Raw genomic sequence first — 18980 nt, 5'->3', positions numbered from 1 at the left:
GGAGCGGGATTAAACGAACCACTCTAACCTTCTTTTTTCGAATTTAATGCAGCAATTTCATATGGTAACAAACCTGTACATGAATTTTTGTTTCATCAATAGAGTGTATTGGCAGCAAGTTATTTTTTTATACACCAGCAAGATATACCCAAACCATCATTTTCCGGTATCTGAAGAGTGTTTTTTAGGGATTTGGAATAAATGATCCAGGAAAAGTGATGATTTCGGTTGAAAAATGGTAACGATGGGGCAGTTTCTGAATAACGGTCCATGTGTTCAAAGGGTTTATGCTTTAGTTTGAGAAGTTAATGCTTATGTTTCAGGATTTTACGCTTGTGTTTTGAGGTTTTATGCTTATAAAGCAATGTTCTATGCTTATGATTGATTCCGTTCAGGCTGTAATGCGTATGACTATGCTCTTTTGCTTGAACTTTGTTGTATATGTATGTCATCGCACTTCTCCTTCAACCTTCAGGTAGGAAATTCCCTCAAACAAGATGAAACCCCAAATCCCAATAGGCGGCCAGGGGCTGGGTTCATTTCAATACGTAATGTTCATTCTCCCCATAAGATCATTTTTTAAAAAAAGGCCAGGTATGTGTCATTAATGCTGTACATGAAGGGTGTTCCCAATCCTGCAGACATTCTATATTTTGTTTAAGTAATTCGTTATCGAACTCTCGTTCCGGGAGAGATTTTACATTCAAGTTAAATCGGATAATATGCTAGGAACTTTCATATCAAGAGAGGAATGACCTTAATAAAAATGATTGTACTGTGTGGGTAAGATTAATTTTAATTCCTAGTTGACAGATAAGATTAATGATATATAATCAGACTAATAAATTAATTGAATATTCGTTCTTCAATTCTGTTTCTGACAATCCTATAAGACGGACTGCTTATTTATACATATCTAGTGAATGAGGTGCTTCATGAAAAAATTAATGATTTTTGCTTTTATCGGCTTACTTGCACAGTTAATAGATGGCGCACTTGGAATGGCTTATGGTGTAACCTCATCCTCCCTTTTATTGAGTTTTAGCATAGCGCCGGCTGTAGCCTCTGCTTCTGTTCATATTTCTGAAGTTGTAACTACGGCTGCATCAGGGGCGTCGCATATAAAGTTTGGAAATGTAGACAAACAAACGGTACTTCGTCTAATTATTCCTGGATCAATCGGAGCTTTTTTAGGAGCAACATTTCTAAGTCATCTGCCAGGAGATTTGGCTAAACCATATATTTCCTTATTCCTTTTAATTTTAGGAATTTATGTCCTTATAAGATTTTTATTTAAATTTCAAGTCAGCTTGGAAAAAAAAGCAGTGCCGCTTAGTAGAAAACAATCTATACCTTTAGGATTGATTGCTGGCTTTGCAGATGCTACTGGAGGCGGAGGCTGGGGTCCCATTGCTACACCCATTTTGTTATCAAGAAAAGGAATGAGTCCTCGAAAAGTGGTCGGTACTGTTGATACAAGTGAATTTGCAATTGCTGTTTCAGCTACTTTTGGTTTCCTTATTTCACTTGGATGGGCAGAAGTGAATTGGTTATGGGTCGGCGCGCTAATGATAGGAGGAATTATTGCTGCTCCAATTGCCGCCTGGCTGGTTCAAAAGTTTCATGCACAATTGATGGGGGTACTTGTAGGCGGGTTCATTATTTTAGTCAATGCGAGAACATTAGTATCTACATGGATTGAAAATACGGCTATTTACCCCTATATTTATGCAGTAATAGCTATTCTCTGGATATGTTCGATTGTTTATGTTGTATCCAAAATAGGCAGCTTTAAAATGCTCCATAGATCTATCTAAATAATATTTTCTTCATTCAAATACTGTATGGAACAAGTGAGACCTTCTGTTTCGTTTAATAATGCCGAGTGGCATTATGATAAACAGGGGTCTCCTGTTTTGTGCTTATTTACAATGAGTGGGCTTTCAGCTTGCCGCGCGGACTGTTGATTATATGATTGACGAGGAATATGAACTATGATAAATTATCTTTAATTAAAGATTATTTAATTAAAGATAAAATCAAATAAACATAAAATGCGAGTACCTATTCAACATAAAGGGAAAAACTTAAATTAGAGCAGATACTGAGGCTTATTTGGAGGAATGAAAAGATGAACCACCTAAAAGGAATACATCACGTTACAGCTATTACCAGCAGCGCAGAAAAGAACTATGAATTTTTCACATATGTGCTGGGTATGCGTTTAGTTAAGAAAACGGTCAATCAGGATGATATTCAGACATATCATTTATTCTTTGCGGATGACACCGGGAGCGCTGGGACAGACATGACGTTCTTCGATTTCCCTGGCATCCCGAAAGGAGTGCATGGTACAGATGAAATTTCTAAAACTTCATTCCGTGTACCAAGTGATGCAGCCCTGGATTATTGGGTAATGCGGTTTGACCGTATGGAAGTGAAACATACTGGAATTAAGGAGCAGTTTGGCAAAAAGACTCTTTCTTTTGTTGATTTCGATGATCAGCAATATCAATTGATTTCTGATGAATTGAATAAAGGAATTGCTTCTGGGACTCCATGGCAGAAGGGTCCGATTCCTCTGGACTATGCGATTACGGGCCTCGGACCGATCTTTGTTCGTGTTGCGAATTTTGACTTCTTCAAGGAAGTGCTGGAAAAGGTTCTTCTGTTCAAAGAAACAGTTCAGGAAGGGTCATTCCACTTATTTGAAGTCGGGGAGGGCGGAAATGGCGCTTCGGTCATTGCAGAGCATAATGCGATTCTGCCACAGGCACGCCAAGGCTATGGTACCGTCCACCATGCAGCATTCCGTGTGGAAGACCGCTCGGTGCTAGAGGAATGGATTGGCCGTATGGAAGGATTCGGCTTCCAAACATCCGGCTTTGTAGATCGGTTTTTCTTCCAGTCTCTATATTCAAGAGTGGCACCACAGATTTTATTTGAATTTGCAACAGATGGACCAGGATTCATGGGTGATGAGCCTTATGAAACGCTTGGAGAAAAATTATCTCTGCCTCCATTCTTAGAGCCAAAACGTGAGCAGATTGAAAAATTAGTCCGCCCGATCGACACAGTGAGAAGCACAAAAGAATTCACGAAAGAATAAAGTTTTGATTCATACCTGCTTGAGAATAGGACCAGCGACATGCTGGTCCTTATTTATATTCAAAACAGCTTCCGTTGTCGGCCGCTCTGGACTGGATCTGCCTCAATCCTCGCGATTAATTTCTAAATTTTACAAATTTTTTATTTTTCTTGAAGGGTTTTCTATTAATTAGGAGAATTTATACATATTTATATCATTTCTGCCATACATTTATGGGAGATTTTTAGACGTGCATTCCGGTTAAGCGAGGGGTGAAGCCTCATTAAAAAGATAATACCTCTTAAGCTTCAAACGCCATTTGCTGAGGGCTCTGTTTTTGCCTATGCAGTGATTGGTGATGGAGCGGTTTTAGTGGATACAGGCAATCCTGGTCCCTCATCTATTAATGAACTGAAATCACAGCTGGATTTACATAAACTTAGCTTTAAAGACTTTGACTCTATTGTTCTGACTCATTTGCATACTGACCATTCAGGAGGTGTGAGTGAGATACTAAAAGAAGTGGACCTTCCTGTGTATGTTCATGAAAACGCAGAATGGACGATCACTGGCGGAATCAATGAATTCAAGCGGACGAATGAGTTCTTTTATTCCTTTATGGAAGAATGCGGTGCAGACCCGAGAGAGCATATGGCGATAAGAACATATAGAGAGGAGAACTGGGGAAATGTCTCTTATATCAGAGATAAGGACACTCTTCCTATGGCGGGAATAAGTTTCGAGGTTTTGTATGTTCCCGGGCATAGCCAGACAGATATAGTATTGTGGGATCCTAAAACAGGAATCACTTTTGGGGGAGACCTCCTCATTGCCGATTTCTCGGTTAATCCGTTTGTTGAGCCGCCGCCTCCTGGGATGGAAAATCGCCCTAAATCTCTTTTGCAATACCGGCATTCGCTGGAAAGAGTCAAAAATCTGCCTTTGGGGACGATATACCCGGGGCATGGGGAACCATTTATGAACCATATTGAATTGATAGAAAGAAGGCTTGCAGAACAGGAAAATCGCTGCTTCAATATTCAAGAATGTCTATTATCCGGGGAAAAAAATGTGTATGAATTATGCGGCATGGTTTACCCTCGCCTGCATGGCAGGATGATTTTTCTCGGCTTGTCTCAAATACAGGGCCATCTGGATTTAATGGAAACAAGGAACATGGTAGAAGGATATAATAAGGGACCTGTCCGTTATTACAAACTAGTTTTATAGATAAGTTATATTCTGTGAAAGGGGGCGGTAAGTATATACTAATTAAAATGAATGAATATGCATTCAGTTGGGATTTTCGCAAAGAGCTCCTTATAACTGGCTGAGTTTCATGTATGCTGCTGTCAGTATTTGTTCTTTTACCTTTAAAAGATAGGGAGGAGATTAACTTGAAGCTGAAGGATCTTTTGGAAACAAATATCGAAAATTTTAACGAATACCCCTTTTTGTTTCAACAAGACAGAGAGTTTACGAATGTAGAAACAAAGCGTTATGCCGAGGCACTTGCCTGCGGGCTGCACAGGAAGGGAATTCAAAAGGGAGACAGAGTCATCGTATGTATGCCCAACTGTGCTGAGGTGATCTTCAGTTACCAGGGAATTACTCGTGCAGGGGCAATCATTGTTCCTGTGATGTTCACGCTTCATACCAAAGAGATTCAGTATATTATATTGAATTCCGGTGCCAAAGCAGTTATCACTTCATCCATAGTAGCTGCCTCCGTTGAAAAAGCGATAGAAAATCTAGAAGTGAAACCTTTGCTGATTGTAGTCGATCAGCCCACAAATGAAAGGGCTTACAATTTTTACGATGTGATTCAAAGTCCTGTTCAGGATAATCCATTGGATGCTGATATTAGGCCTGAGGATACCGCTGTTATACTCTACACCTCTGGAACAACTGGAAATCCAAAGGGAGTTCTATTAACCCACAAGAATTTATACTCCAATGCCTGCAATTCAGCTCTGCATCATGAAACTGAAAGAGGCACCACCCTTGGCATTCTGCCGCTTGCCCATGTATTCGGTTTAACTGTATCTAATATTTGTTTCCTTACAGGGAGCTCTATTGTTGTCTTTTCTAAGTTTGACCTAGCTGAAGTATTCAAAGCGATCGAGAAGTACAAGGTTAAAAACTTCTCAGCAGTCCCTGCTATGATTCACGCTTTATTTTCCTATCCAGCCTCTGATCAATATGATACGTCCAGCCTTGAATGGATCAGTTCAGGGTCAGCACCGTTGCCGCTTGCTTTATTGCATGCTTTCCAGCAGAAATTCGGCGTAGAGATCCTTGAAGGCTATGGTTTGTCTGAAGCAGCTCCTGTCGTAACATCCCATGCTAGAAGACTTCCTGTTAAACCAGGATCTGTAGGTATTCCTATTCCGGGTGTACAAATAAAGATTGTGGACGATTCAGGTGTCGAAGTCCCAGCAGGCGATGTTGGGGAATTAATGGTTTCAGGCGAGAACGTTACTCCGGGATATTTTCAAAATGAGGAAGAAACATGGCGTGTACTCAAGGACGGCTGGCTGTTCACAGGAGATTTAGCAAGACTGGATGATGACGGTTATCTATATATTGTGGACCGGAAAAAAGACTTGATTATCCGCGGCGGGTTTAACGTATATCCACGGGATGTAGAAGAAATCCTTAATGGCCATAACAAAGTTCTTGAAGCAGCTGTTATTGGTATTCCGGATGAGCGGATGGGGGAGGAAATGGTCGCCTGTGTAGTAGCAAAAGAGGAAACAGATGTAAGTGAAGAGGAGCTTATTCAATATTGCGGGGAATTTCTCGCCAAAAATAAAACACCCCGGAGAATTCTTTTTCTGGATGCACTGCCTCGTAATGGGGTCGGAAAAGTTTTAAAAACCCGCCTTCGGAGCCAGGCAGCTGAGACGATCACCCTTTCCTGATAGAGTAAAAACTTTACTTTGAATAAGGAGGAACAGATATGGAGAGACGTACCATTTTAACTACAAGCCAAAGAGGTCTTCTTGAAGATTTTTTTCCATTCAGGCTTTACCAGAAAGCCAAAAAATTCGGGATCTGGAATCCAGCGGATATCGACTTTTCGCAGGATGCAAGAGATTGGGAGAGCCTTAACGCTGAACAGCGTCAGGATATCCTTAAGCTCATTTCTCAATTTCAAGCCGGTGAGGAAGCGGTGACCCTGGATTTACTGCCATTAATGATGGCCATTGCGAGAGAAGGCCGCCTGGAGGAAGAGATGTTTTTAACAACCTTCCTGTTTGAAGAAGCCAAGCACACAGAGTTTTTCAGGCTGGTTTTGAACGCGATCGGCGAGCGTGGCGATCTTTCCGTCTATCATACAGAAACGTATAAAACTATTTTCTATGAAATCCTGCCTGCTGCCATGGAACGGCTGCTAACAGATCAATCTCCTGTAGCAATCGCAGAGGCATCTACTGTATATAACATGTTCGTTGAAGGCGTACTAGCTGAAACAGGTTATTTCTCTTTTTATCAATCATTAGAATCAGCCGGAATCATGCCTGGCCTCTTAACAGGGATCGGCCACTTGAAAAAGGACGAGTCAAGACATATAGGGTATGGCACCTTTTTACTTCAGCGTTTGATTTGCGAAGACCCTCACCTATTTGATTATGTTTCACAGAGGATGGAAGAACTGGCACCTCTTGCTGTCAAACTCAACCAGGAAGGAATCGAAGGACGTCATATCAGTTCATTTGGAAATTCGCTGGAGGACACCATGAACTTTACCATGAAGCAGCTATCCATAAGAATGGAAATCCTTGCAAGAGCAAAAGGCAAGAGAATCGAGGAAATCTATAAAATGCAGGATACAGAGTTAGGCGTTTTATAAATGAAGCCGGCAGTTTACGGCTGGCATAATGGCATACATCGAAGAGCACTAAGCACCTTCTTCAAAATAACTCGTTGTTCAATCTTATTTTTGTAATGTGAAGCTATTAAGGAGGATCAATTTATGACTGTAAACGTTGATGTTCAGACTTTTCCCTTATTTATAAATGGACAGTGGGAACAAGGAGCCAGCCAGGAAACCTTTGATGTTTTTAACCCAGCAACAGGCGAATTAGCAGCAAGGGTCACAAAGGGGAATGCTGCCGATGTAGACCGGGCAGTTGAGGCGGCAAGAAACGCATTTGATAACACAGAATGGAAGCATATGAAGCCAAAGGAAAGATCAAAAGTGTTATATGCCATTTCCTATGCCATTGCAGAACATGCTCAGGAGCTGGTGTATTTGGAGTCGATCAGTTCAGGCGGCACGGTCAGGAGAATCAGTTCAAATGACATTTTGCAAATGGTAGACCTTTTTCAAACACTAGCTAAATTTACCCTGGAATATCCGTTTTCAGAAACGCTTCCATCACCGCCATTTCCAGGACCTGCCCACAACTTTATTTGGAGAGAACCTATCGGAGTCTGCGCTGCCATCACTCCATGGAATATGCCAATGTTGATTGCGGTGTGGAAAATTGCCCCTGCCCTTGCAATGGGAAATACAATTGTCATAAAACCGGCAAGCTACACGCCGCTGTCCACATTAAAACTGGCTGAAATTATTTCTAAGGTTGTACCTCCTGGAGTTATTAATGTGGTGACAGGTCCGGGTGCAGAGGTTGGTGAAGCTTTAGTCAGCCATCCAAAAGTGGACAAAGTCGCCTTTACGGGATCTACTGAGGTTGGCCGGAATGTCATGCAGCTTGCTGCCGGAACCATAAAAAATGTCACGTTGGAGCTCGGTGGAAAATCTCCAAACATTATCCTTGAAGACGCAGACCTCAGTCTAGCTCTTCCAGGCAGTTTATTCGGCGTATTTCTGCACTCGGGCCAGCTTTGTGAATCTGGTACACGGCTTTTCGTTCCAGATTATCTGCATGATGTGATCGTTGACGGACTTGTAAAGCTAGCGGCCAAAATAAAGCCAGGCAACCCGCTTGATCCAGCAACCGATGTGGGACCAGTGATCTCTAAACGACAAAAAGAAACCATTCTTTCCTACATTGAAGCAGGAAAACAAGAAGGCGCCACACTTGTATGCGGAGGAAAAGAATTAAAGGTTCCAGGCTGTGAAGAAGGTCATTTCATCGAGCCTACTATTTTTACAAATGTCACGAACGACATGAAAATTGCCAAAGAAGAAATATTTGGTCCTGTTTTATCAGTCATCCGATATAAAACTGTGGAAGAGGCAGTCCAAATGGCTAACGATTCCATTTACGGCCTAGCGGCTGGCGTATGGACCCGCGATGTGAATAAAGCATATGAGGTCGCAAGAAAGCTGCAGGCCGGGGTCGTCTGGATTAATGACTGGCATATGCTTCGCAATGACGCACCATTTGGCGGATATAAACAAAGCGGAATCGGCCGTGAAATGGGAATGCATTCATTAGATGCCTACACACAAGTGAAGCATGTTCATACTTCGATGGTTTCAGAAATTCAGAAACGCAGCTGGTATGGTCTCCTTTTCTCAGATACAAACGAATAAAAAAAGAAATAGAGGTGGAAAAAATGCAAACAACAACCCTGTCTCAATTTATGCTTCGTACCGGAATATACAGCGGATCCAATTCACGGGCATTAGTACCAGATTTATTCAAAGGACTTGGAGCAAAAAGAGTGGTTCTTTTTAGTGACCGAGGATTAGAAAAAGCAGGAATAGTCGATAAGGTCGCACAAATCTTTGAATTAACTTCTCATGGAACAGGTCCGGAGCTTGCCGGAATTTATCTGGATATTTCACAGGACGCCGAAAGCCGCTGTGTGAATGACGCGGCCCGCTTTGCAAGAGAAGTAGGAGCCGATGCGCTTCTTGCTGTGGGAGGCGGAAGTGTCCTCGATTCGGTCAAAGGCGTTAAATATGCATTGCATAAAGGACTCACTGACATTAAGGATGCCATTCCCGGGGGCTTTTTGTTTGAACAATTCCCACAGGCGAACTTTATGGGGATCCCGCACATTGCGATTCCGACCACTGCAGGGACAGGATCAGAGGTTTCACCGATAGCGGTCATTTATAATGAAGATCTTCAAATGAAAGGAAACATCATCAATCCTTTCATAAGTGCTGATATTGCCGTTCTGGATCCTGATTTGACCACAGGGCTGCCGCCGTTGATCACAGCCTTTACCGGGTTTGATGCATTAACACATGCAATTGAGGCTCTCGCTTCACCAAATGCAACGGCTTTGACAGACGCATATGCCCTTCATGCAATTCGGATCATAGAAGCCAATCTCCCAGCTGCGGTATCCGAAGGAACAAATATTCATGCAAGAATGGAAATGCTGCAGGCAAGTTTGATGGGAATTACGGCATTCAGCTTTGCACTGAACGCCGTTCCAGTACACAACTTTGCACATGCCTACGGCGCCCTGTTCAGAATACCGCATGGCCTGGCAAACGCCGTGTTCCTGCCAATCGTCATGGAATCAGTCCCACAATTGTATCTTCCGAAAATCAAGGAACTGGCCGAAGCCTTGCGCGTAGATACTAGAGACGGAGACCCTCAGGGAATAACAACCCGAGTGGTCGAAAAGATTCGTCTTCTGCAGCATAAAATCGGGCTGCCAGCTGATTTTGCAGACTACAACCTTTCAGGTGAAGATATACAGCGAGCCACTGTGGCCGTTGCCAAAGATCCTGCCGCTCTTTCTTTTCCAATGCCAATTGAACTAATAGCGGCCGTTGGGGAGAGGGTTGTCCCGGTGGGAGTTAAATAAGGATCTGTGAGTATTCTCTTAAACTCGCTCGCATGGGGTTTTGATGCTCGCAAATCAAGAATTTTGCTCGTTTTTGTTAAAGCTTACTAGCAAACTCAAATTATTGCTCATCTTTACAGAACTTGCTCTCAAGGGATCCCGTTGCTCGCAAATCTGGATTGTTGCTCGTATTTAATGAAATTTGCTCGCAAACTCAAATTATTGCTCTCAACTCAATGGAACTTGCTCGCATTTTGTTAAACTTGCTCGCAAACTGAAATTATTGCTCTCAACATTATAGAACTTGCTCGCAAACTCAATTTTCTGCTCACCACACAATAGAACTGTCACATTGAGTCCTGCGCTCGCAATCTAGTTTTTCACACGTAACTCAAAAGGGGTTCGCTACTAAGAATCCCTTTTATTTGAAAATTTAGTATACTTAACATACTAACCGGTTGGTATAATAAAAGGTAGCCAGCTTACTAATTTAATATTAAATGTTGATTGGAGTTGAAGTAATGCATTTACGTCTGTCAGAAGAGCAAAAAATGGTTCAGAAAACAATCAGAAGATTTGTTGAGAAAGAATTAATGCCTCTTGAGAATGAAGTGCTTAGAAATGAGATGGAAGGACGGCCGAGTCTTCCTCCTGGCAAGCTGAAAGAACTGCAATTAAGAGCTAAAGAAGCTGGTTTCTGGGGCATCAATACACCTGAGGAATATGGCGGCGCTGATCTGGGTCAGATGATGATGGCCATTGTCTGGATGGAGATTTCAAAGACTTTTGTTCCTTTTGCGTTTGGAGGATCGGCTGATAATATTCTCTACTATGCGAACGAGGAGCAGAAACAGAAGTATTTGATTCCGACCATTAACGGTGAGAAAAAATCCTGCTTCGCCATGACGGAACCAGGTGCAGGCTCGGACACTAGAAATATTCAGATGACTGCCGTAAAAGACGGCAGTGACTGGGTGCTGAATGGCGAAAAGACGTTTATTACGGGTGGTAATGAGGCCGATTTTGTTATGGTAATTGCCATTACGGATAAAGAACTGCACCGGGAAACAGGAGGCAGGGAAGGCGTTACCTGTTTTATCGCCGACCGAGATATGGGCTGGAAATCTGAGTATATTCATACAATGGGCGAATGGGGTCCAGCTGGACTTGTGTTTGAGAATGTCCGTGTGCCTGAAGAAAATATCCTGGGAGAAGTAAATGGAGGCTATAAGCTGGGACTTGAATGGATTGGTTTTGCGAGATGGATTGTGGGCGCAAGGGCAGTAGGCGCGGCGGAAAGACTTCTCCAGATGGCAATTGATTATTCAAGAGAGCGGGTTACATTCGGCAAACCGATCGCAGAAAGGCAGGCGATTCAATGGCAGATCGCGGATTCTGCTGTGGAGATTGAAGCGGCAAGGTGGCTTACGTTGAATGCTGCCTTTACGTTAGATCAGGGAGAAGACAACAGGCATTTAGCTTCTATTGCGAAATTATATGGATCTAATATGGGCAACCGCGTAGTGGACCGCGTACTGCAAATTCATGGGGGAATGGGTTATACCCGCGAATTGCCAATCGAACGCTGGTACCGTGAAGCAAGGCTTTGGAGAATTTATGACGGCACTGACGAAATTCAACGAATGATAATTGCAAGGGACTTGTTAAAAGGACATGTTAAGGTCGGTCAGTTTATATAAAGACATCTTAGGAGGAATGGAAGATATGGGAGGAAGATTTCAAGGCAGAACAGCATTTGTTACAGGCGGGAGCAGGGGAATAGGCAAGGCAATTGTGCAGCTTTTAGCAGAAGAAGGGGCAAATACTGCTTTTATTGATCTTAATGAAGAAGCATTAAGTAAAGCAACAAGTGAATTAACTGAAAAGGGCTATAACATCTATTCAAAGGTAGCGGATGTTACAGATTCAGAGCAGGTTGAAAATGCCGTGAAGGAAGTTTACGAGACTTTTGGATCTGTAGATATTTTAGTCAATAACGCGGGAGTGATCCGCGATAATCTTTTCTTTAAAATGACTGATTCCGATTGGCAGACTGTCATGGATGTGCACTTGAAAGGTTCATTTAATGCTGCCCGTGCTGTTCAAAAATATATGGTAGAAAATAAATATGGCCGCATCATCAATATTTCTTCAACATCTGCACTTGGAAACAGAGGACAGGCAAATTATGCAGCTGCCAAAGCAGGTCTTCAGGGATTCACAAAGACTCTTGCCATTGAGCTCGGCAAATTTGGGATTACTGCCAACTCCGTTGCTCCGGGATTCATTGAAACAGAAATGACGATGGAAACGGCAGCAAGAATCGGAATTTCGTTTGAGGATTTGATTCGTGCAAGCGTAAGCCAAATACCTGTTAACAGAAGCGGAAAACCTGAGGATATTGCCAATGCGGTCGCATTTTTTGCAGATGAAAGATCCTCATTTGTGAATGGTCAGGTTTTATATGTAGCCGGCGGTCCAAAAAACTAAGCGGGGTGATGATTCTTTGTTCAGCCAATCGATAGGAAAACAATCAAAAAAAATAAAGAATAATGTGGAAAGAGGAGCCGTAAAGAAATTTGCGGAAGCTATTGGAGATCTTCATCCGATATATGTTGATGAAGAAACGGGGAAGAACTCCCGGTTCGGTACGAATATTGCTCCTCCTACTTTTCCAAGAGTCTTTGATTACGGAGTCATAGAAGGTCTGCACCTGCCTAATAAAGGGCTTATTCACGGAGAACAAAGCTTTCATTATAAAAGGCCGCTCTTGGTGGGAGAAGATATCTTCTGTTACTCAGAAGTTACAGGCTATTCCGAAAAATCGGGAACTCAGGGTAAAATGGGTTTCCTGCTGCTGCAAAGCTTTGGGGAAGATCCTTCAGGCCAAATTATCTTTACATCGAAATCGACAGTCATTATTTCAGAAGCTGTCAGAAGGGAGCTGATCAGCCAATGAAACTGGCAGAATTACAGGCTGGAGAATCTCTTGAAAGCACTCAGTTAGACCCTGTCACTAGACTTGACTTGATTAAATATGCAGGGGCCTCAGGCGACTATAACCCGATTCATACCATCGATGAAGAAGCGAAGAAAGCCGGATTACCAGGAATCATTGCACACGGAATGTGGACAATGGGCAATCTATCAAAGCTGTTCACATCATTTTATGAGGAAGGGTACATGGAGGATTATTTAATAAGGTTTAAAGGTATGGTATTTTTAAACGATTCTATTACTCTAAAAGCAGTGCTTCATGAAAAAGAGGGTAACAAACTGCATTTCAAAGTCGCCGCCGTTAATCAGGACGACAGAGAGGTTATAAAAGGAACAGTGGTTTTTGTTCAATATGAATAGATAACGCCGCAATAAAATAATTAGTGAAGCAAATATTCATGGCTGAAAGCATATATTTTGCTTCACTACAGCGAAAGCTCATATATTTTCGATTTCAACTCAATTTTTCCAATAATAGCGCAAATATTTTTGATAACCGCTCATATATCTTTAATAACCGCTCATATATCTGGCAGCACAGCGGGCTGGGAGGCTGATATAGCTGTTCTCACTTTAAATGGGCAACATCATAAAAAGACGCAATTTGATATTGCGTCTTTTCGCCACATGCATTTTATGGATACTGGCTAATATAGCGGTTATGTTGTTCACTTCTGCCTTGATTTCCATATCTGGCTCCATCATTTTGATGAGAACCGCGTTGACAGTTCACAGTCGGTCCTATAAAAGTGGTCTGCTGAACAGGGGCAATTGCCTTTTTCCACTGATTTTCATCAAGGCAGTAAGTATGAGCCATAATATTCGAGGGAGTGAATTTTAAAAGGTCGGAACCTAGAATGACTTCCGGAACCGGTGCATTGAATATAGCTAAAAGATGTGTGTTATCTTCAGTGGCCACTTCATAGTGCCACCAGCCCTGGGGTACATTTGCTACCTGTCCAGGCTTGATAGGATAGTTTTGAATCTGTTTTGTGAAAGGGTTGAACAAAGAAACAACTGCAGATCCTGTAATGCAATATACAAGCTCAGCTGCATTCTGGTGGTAGTGCGGTTCGACAACATTATTCATACTTAAGTAAATATCGAGCAAGGACACATTTTCTAAGGTGTTTAATTGATTGATCCCTAGAATATTGATATAATTCCGGCGGTCTTTTGTGAACAAATTACTTCGATTCATATCAGCGGTGAACTGAGCATTAGGTGATGTGTAATCTATATAGGAAACCATGTATTTTCCTTCCTTTATATAAATATGAGTACACCAACTAATCTATGTAGAAGCCTAAGAGAAGTGCAGGTACCTATTCTCTGGAAATTACTTTTAATACAAAAAAAAGATCAGCCGCATTTCGCTTTGGCTGATTAGACTAAGTCATTTTAATTATGTTGATCATGATAGACACATTTGACCTCCTATAAGAATATGTTTGAAAGTTCTTATATTCGTTTAGCAGAGGATTCAAAAGATGAAGATATTAAGTAAACAACAAGGGACCTCCAAATAGGGGTCTCTTGTTGTTATTTCATTAAAAATCAAAGTTATCTGGATCTGGACCCACCCGCAGGTTCTGGTTCAGGCGGTCGATCTGTTCCATCTCCTCTTTTGTTAATTCAAAATCGAATACCGCTGCGTTCTCAGCAATCCGATGCTCTTTTGTTGATTTTGGAATGGTGACGACTCCGTTTTGTAAGTCCCAGCGTAAAATAACTTGTGCCGTTGATTTGTTATGTTTTTGTGCAATTTCAGCCAGAACTTCGTTGTCCAGTAACTGCCCTTGCATTAAAGGAGACCAGGCTTCCATTTGAATGCCCTGCTCACGGCAGAAAGCTTGAAGTTCCTTTTGAGTCAGACGGGGATGGTATTCAACTTGGTTGATCATTGGTTTGATTTCTGCGTCCTTCATTAGGTCTTCTAAATGATGAATTTGAAAATTGCTGACGCCGATGGCTTTGACACGTCCATCTTTATAAAGAGTTTCTAAAGCTTTCCAAGCATCTTTATATTTTCCCTCTACAGGCCAGTGAATCAGGTATAAATCAAGATATTCGAGGCCGAGTTTTTCTAAGCTTGTTTCATAGGCTTTTAGTGTAGATTCGTACCCTAAGTCAGCATTCCAAACCTTTGAGGTCACAAACAGAGCTTCTCTTGATATGCCGGCTGCTTGAATGCCTTCACGGATCCCCTGGCCGACTCCTTCTTCGTTTCCGTAAATAGCCGCCGTATCAATACTGCGATATCCATGCTGAATCGCTGTTTTGACGGCATTCACTAGTTCGGGACCTTCTTCGACTTTAAACACGCCTAAACCGAACCATGGCATTTTTACTCCATTATTTAGTGTAGTTGTATCTTGTAAGTTTTTTGCTGTCATTATTTTTTCCTCCTAATTGTTGGTTGCTGAATCAATAGTACGCATCACCTCCCTTAATAAGAGGGATATTTTTATCAAGTTGTCCTGAGGACTTATACCTCAGCACCATTCCGATCTTTTCGTTCCAAGAACCGGCTCCAGCCTGTAAGCACTACGGCTCCTGCAACCATTACGGCTCCAATCCAGGCTGTGTGAATGAGCCCAATCGAATCGGTAACAACACCGCCAATATAAGAACCAATAGCGATTCCTGCATTGAATGCAGCAATATTAAGGGCTGAAGCGACATCGACAGCACTTGGAACAAAACGCTCTGCCAGCATCACTACATATACCTGCAAGCCGGGTACATTCATGAAAGCGAACAGTCCCATCAAAATAATAGTAATAAGTCCAGCTGTTTTAAATGGTGCGGTAAACGATAAAATCAGCAGTACAATAGCTTGTACAACAAACATATAGAAAAGAGCGTTGATTGGATTGCGGTTTGCTGCCTTTCCACCAATTACATTTCCAATAGCTATAGCAACTCCGTAGACAAGCAAAATGGCAGCGACACTCTCTTTTCTGAAACCTGTTATTTCTTCCAGCAGGGGAGAAAGGTAGGTGAATACTACAAACGTACCTCCATAGCCAAGTGCCGTAATTATTAGAACCAGCAAAATTCGGCCATTCGTTATTAGTTTGATTTGATCACTGAAAGTTGTTCGAACGCCTTTTGGAAGGGTAGATGGGATCAGCAGGCTATTTGCAATCAAAGCAATAGCGCCGACAATAATTATAGCGATAAAGGCCATTCTCCAGCCAAATTGCTGTCCGATAAATGTACCAAACGGGACACCAGTTACCGTTGCGACCGTAAGTCCTGTAAACATGAAGGAAATCGCGCTGGCTCTTCGGTCTTCTTTTACTAAATTAGCTGCAATTGTTGAGCCGATTGACATAAAAATTCCGTGTGATAAGGCAGCAATAACCCGCCCTAAAAGTAAAATTCCGATCGTATCTGCAAAGGCCGCTATACTATTGCCGGCAATAAATACAATCATAACTGCAAGCAATAATGTTTTTCGTGACACCCTTGCAGTCATAGATGTTAATACAGGAGCTCCAAATGTGACTCCGAGGGCATATAAGGAAACAGTCAATCCTGCTGCTGTTACCGGAATGTGAAGATCTTCAGCGATAAGCGGCAAAAGTCCCACACTGATAAATTCTGTTGTACCTATTGCAAAGGCACTGACTGCTAATGCGAGCAGCGCCAGCGTACTTCTTCGTTTATCTAATTCCATTTTCTCTCCTCCTCATTTCTTCTTTTGTATGGTGCCGCATCATTAAGAAAAACATAATAAAAGAATGGTCAATTTCAGCCGGCAAATGTTATTATGAGATATATGAGATATAAAGAAAAGTACGCACTTTTAAGTGATATAGACCCCTTTAAGTACCATAGGAACTTTTTAGTGCCTACATATCTGTGTTTAAGCGGTAATTCCAATATGCGGCGCAAATGCCGGCATACAGTAGCAATTTAAATAGTTTCCGCGCAATAAAACGAAGGAAAACGCAATTAAATTGAGGTTATTTCGTTTTGGAGGACTCATTTCTAAGTTCGGAGCTATTTATTTTTTATATGATGTAATTATTTTAAGAAACGGCGCAATTTATTTTTTATGTGATGCAATTAATTTAAGTAACGGCGCAATTATTTTTTATATGTTGCTTTAAGACATTATTTGCAAGAGCTGGAGGTTCAATATGGAGAAAAAGAAATACAATATATCGGTTGAAGCAACTCTTGAGGTTATCGGCGGAAAGTGGAAATGTGTCATACTGTGCCATCTTACTCACGGAAAAAAACGTACTAGCGAATTGAAGCGGCTCATGCCTGGCATTACACAAAAAATGCTGACTCAGCAGCTGCGTGAATTAGAGGAAGACGGAGTGATTAACCGAATCGTTTACAACCAAATTCCTCCAAAGGTAGAGTATGAGCTGAGCGAATATGGATGGAGTCTTCAAGGGATATTAGATTCTTTATGCGCATGGGGAGAAAAACACATTACAAAGGTGTATGGAGATAAATTTTCGATGCTGGAGGAAAGTGTGCTGAATGACAAACTGAAGTGACGCTGCAGAATATCTCGGTAATGAAGTCTATGAAAGGACGAATGCAGCTTCGTCTTTTTTTCTGATCTAGGAAGTTTCTTCTAAAAATATTATGGGTAGAAAGTGAAAGAAAGATAAATTCTTACACTTTCAGTATAAAAACATCCCTTTTTTACTATAATGGATAAATGTTCTGCTGCTTTGTTATATTATGGTAAGATAGGAAAAAAGAAAGTAAGGCAGTGAAGAAGTTGGCGAAGGAAAAATTATTGGTCATTATCGGACCGACAGCCGTTGGCAAGACAAAACTGAGTGTGGAGCTTGCCCAGATGTTTAACGGGGAGATTATCAGTGGAGATTCTATGCAAATCTATAGAGGGATGGATATTGGGACTGCCAAGATCACGCCTGAAGAGATGCAGGATGTGCCGCACCATTTGATTGATATTAAAGATCCAGATGAAGGCTTTAATGCTGCCGAATTCCAAAACCTCGCGGGCAGGCTTATTACTGACATATCGAGCCGCGGAAAGCTTCCTATTATTGCTGGGGGCACAGGTTTATACATACAATCAGTTATTTATGGTTATCAGTTTCCTGATATCCCGTCTGATGAAGCATACCGAAAGCAGCTTGAACAGAAATCAGATCAAGAAGGACCGCAATCCGTTTTTGCCATGTTACAGGAGATTGACCCTATCAGCGCAGAACGCATTCCATACCAGAACACAAGGCGGGTTATCCGTGCATTGGAAATTTTTCACTGTACCGGAAAAACCATGAGTGAACAGATGGAGGTACAGCCGCAGGAGTTAAAATACGACACAGTTATTATTGGACTGGATATGGATCGTGAACTCTTGTATAAGAGGATCAATGATCGTGTTGATCTTATGGTGGATCAGGGTCTGGAAAAAGAAGTCCGCAGGTTTTATGAAGAGGGCTTAAAGGACTGTCAATCTATACAGGCAATTGGCTACAAAGAGATTTATGATTATTTCGACGGCCGGGCTACATTTGAAAAGGCTATTGAAAATTTAAAACAAAACTCCCGGAGATATGCGAAACGCCAGCTTACCTGGTTCCGAAATAAAATGGACGTAGCCTGGTTTGACATGGGAGATGGAAAAAGCTTCGATAAAAAAGTTGATGAAATATCCGCTTTTATTGCAGGAAAGCTGGCAATAAAAGCGAATAGATAAAAATAGAGAGAAATAGAGGAGGACTTGCACATGAAACAATCAGTAAACATTCAGGATCAGTTTTTAAATGTATTAAGAAAAGAAGGGACGTATGTTACCGTCTTTTTATTAAATGGATTCCAAATTAGAGGGCAGATTAAAGGATTCGATAACTTTACAGTGCTGTTTGAAAGCGAAGGCAAACAGCAGCTGGTTTATAAACATGCCATTTCAACATTTGCTCCACAAAGAAATGTTCAGATCGATTTCGAAGGCAAGGAAGCTTAAAATTAGCGAAACCTATTAAAACGGCCAGGACTTTTCCTGGCCGTTTTGTTTTTTTATCTTTCGGTTTTTTCAACAATTAATACTGTTTTTTCCGGCTGTTGAATATCTATTTAGGAAGAAGAATTATTTCTTGGGAAACCGCAAAAAACGACAATTCTTCGAAATATGTAGAAATATAGCGGCTGATCGTAGGGTGACCTT

General features: G+C 41.6%; 17 protein-coding genes. 14 read left to right on the top strand and 3 right to left on the bottom strand.

Going from position 1 to position 18980, the window contains the following annotated elements:
- Positions 1–935: 935 nt before the first annotated feature.
- From JOC77_RS15500 to JOC77_RS15450, 11 genes are all read left to right on the top strand, one after another.
- On the top strand, positions 936–1817 hold the full coding sequence (locus JOC77_RS15500) for a sulfite exporter TauE/SafE family protein (RefSeq protein ID WP_204544740.1): 882 nt from the start codon (positions 936–938) through the stop codon (positions 1815–1817).
- Between the two features lie 314 nt (positions 1818–2131).
- Complete coding sequence (locus JOC77_RS15495) at positions 2132–3109, top strand: ring-cleaving dioxygenase (RefSeq protein ID WP_204544739.1); 978 nt, start codon at positions 2132–2134, stop codon at positions 3107–3109.
- A 261-nt stretch (positions 3110–3370) separates the two neighbouring features.
- Positions 3371–4318 carry an MBL fold metallo-hydrolase gene (locus JOC77_RS15490; RefSeq protein WP_338047237.1) on the top strand — a complete coding sequence of 316 codons (948 nt, stop codon included), beginning with the start codon at positions 3371–3373 and terminating at the stop codon, positions 4316–4318.
- A gap of 167 nt (positions 4319–4485) precedes the next feature.
- Positions 4486–6012 (top strand): class I adenylate-forming enzyme family protein, encoded by a 1527-nt coding sequence (locus JOC77_RS15485; RefSeq protein WP_204544737.1) that lies wholly within the window; start codon positions 4486–4488, stop codon positions 6010–6012.
- Between the two features lie 38 nt (positions 6013–6050).
- A complete protein-coding gene (locus JOC77_RS15480) occupies positions 6051–6944 on the top strand; it encodes a R2-like ligand-binding oxidase (protein ID WP_204544736.1) in 894 nt (297 codons plus the stop codon).
- A 123-nt stretch (positions 6945–7067) separates the two neighbouring features.
- Positions 7068–8597, top strand: coding sequence for an aldehyde dehydrogenase family protein (locus tag JOC77_RS15475; protein WP_204544735.1), 1530 nt, complete (start codon positions 7068–7070; stop codon positions 8595–8597).
- Positions 8598–8620: 23 nt separating this feature from the next.
- Entirely contained in the window at positions 8621–9832 is a 1212-nt protein-coding gene (locus JOC77_RS15470; protein WP_204544733.1) for an iron-containing alcohol dehydrogenase, read from the top strand.
- A 500-nt stretch (positions 9833–10332) separates the two neighbouring features.
- Positions 10333–11511 carry an acyl-CoA dehydrogenase family protein gene (locus JOC77_RS15465; protein ID WP_204544731.1) on the top strand — a complete coding sequence of 393 codons (1179 nt, stop codon included), beginning with the start codon at positions 10333–10335 and terminating at the stop codon, positions 11509–11511.
- A gap of 25 nt (positions 11512–11536) precedes the next feature.
- Complete coding sequence (gene fabG, locus JOC77_RS15460) at positions 11537–12301, top strand: 3-oxoacyl-ACP reductase FabG (RefSeq protein WP_204544729.1); 765 nt, start codon at positions 11537–11539, stop codon at positions 12299–12301.
- A gap of 16 nt (positions 12302–12317) precedes the next feature.
- Complete coding sequence (locus JOC77_RS15455; protein WP_204544727.1) at positions 12318–12770, top strand: MaoC family dehydratase N-terminal domain-containing protein; 453 nt, start codon at positions 12318–12320, stop codon at positions 12768–12770.
- Positions 12767–13168 (top strand): MaoC/PaaZ C-terminal domain-containing protein, encoded by a 402-nt coding sequence (locus JOC77_RS15450; RefSeq protein ID WP_204544725.1) that lies wholly within the window; start codon positions 12767–12769, stop codon positions 13166–13168. Before JOC77_RS15455 ends, JOC77_RS15450 begins: the two co-directional genes overlap by 4 nt.
- Positions 13169–13442: 274 nt before the next feature.
- On the opposite strand, the gene JOC77_RS15445 is transcribed toward JOC77_RS15450, so the two are convergent.
- The 3 genes from JOC77_RS15445 to JOC77_RS15435 all read right to left on the bottom strand — a co-directional run bounded on the left by JOC77_RS15445 (position 13443) and on the right by JOC77_RS15435 (position 16493).
- A complete protein-coding gene (locus tag JOC77_RS15445; RefSeq protein ID WP_204544724.1) occupies positions 13443–14060 on the bottom strand; it encodes a cupin domain-containing protein in 618 nt (205 codons plus the stop codon).
- A 298-nt stretch (positions 14061–14358) separates the two neighbouring features.
- Complete coding sequence (locus JOC77_RS15440) at positions 14359–15204, bottom strand: aldo/keto reductase (RefSeq protein ID WP_204544723.1); 846 nt, start codon at positions 15202–15204, stop codon at positions 14359–14361.
- Positions 15205–15296: 92 nt separating this feature from the next.
- Positions 15297–16493, bottom strand: a complete 1197-nt coding sequence (locus JOC77_RS15435; RefSeq protein ID WP_204544722.1) for an MFS transporter — start codon at positions 16491–16493, stop codon at positions 15297–15299.
- 466 nt (positions 16494–16959) lie between these two features.
- Here JOC77_RS15435 and JOC77_RS15430 point away from each other — a divergent pair, with 466 nt between their 5' ends.
- The 3 genes from JOC77_RS15430 (at position 16960) to hfq (ending at position 18779) form a co-directional block, all read left to right on the top strand.
- Complete coding sequence (locus JOC77_RS15430) at positions 16960–17331, top strand: winged helix-turn-helix transcriptional regulator (RefSeq protein WP_204544721.1); 372 nt, start codon at positions 16960–16962, stop codon at positions 17329–17331.
- A gap of 230 nt (positions 17332–17561) precedes the next feature.
- Positions 17562–18512, top strand: a complete 951-nt coding sequence (miaA, locus tag JOC77_RS15425) for a tRNA (adenosine(37)-N6)-dimethylallyltransferase MiaA (protein WP_204544720.1) — start codon at positions 17562–17564, stop codon at positions 18510–18512.
- A gap of 30 nt (positions 18513–18542) precedes the next feature.
- A complete protein-coding gene (hfq, locus tag JOC77_RS15420) occupies positions 18543–18779 on the top strand; it encodes an RNA chaperone Hfq (RefSeq protein WP_204544719.1) in 237 nt (78 codons plus the stop codon).
- The last annotated feature ends 201 nt before the right edge of the window (positions 18780–18980 follow it).

The sequence above is a fragment of the Peribacillus deserti genome, assembly GCF_016909175.1.
GTDB lineage: Bacteria > Bacillota > Bacilli > Bacillales > DSM-1321 > Paraperibacillus > Paraperibacillus deserti.
This window is presented reverse-complemented; position numbering and strand designations above follow the sequence as displayed.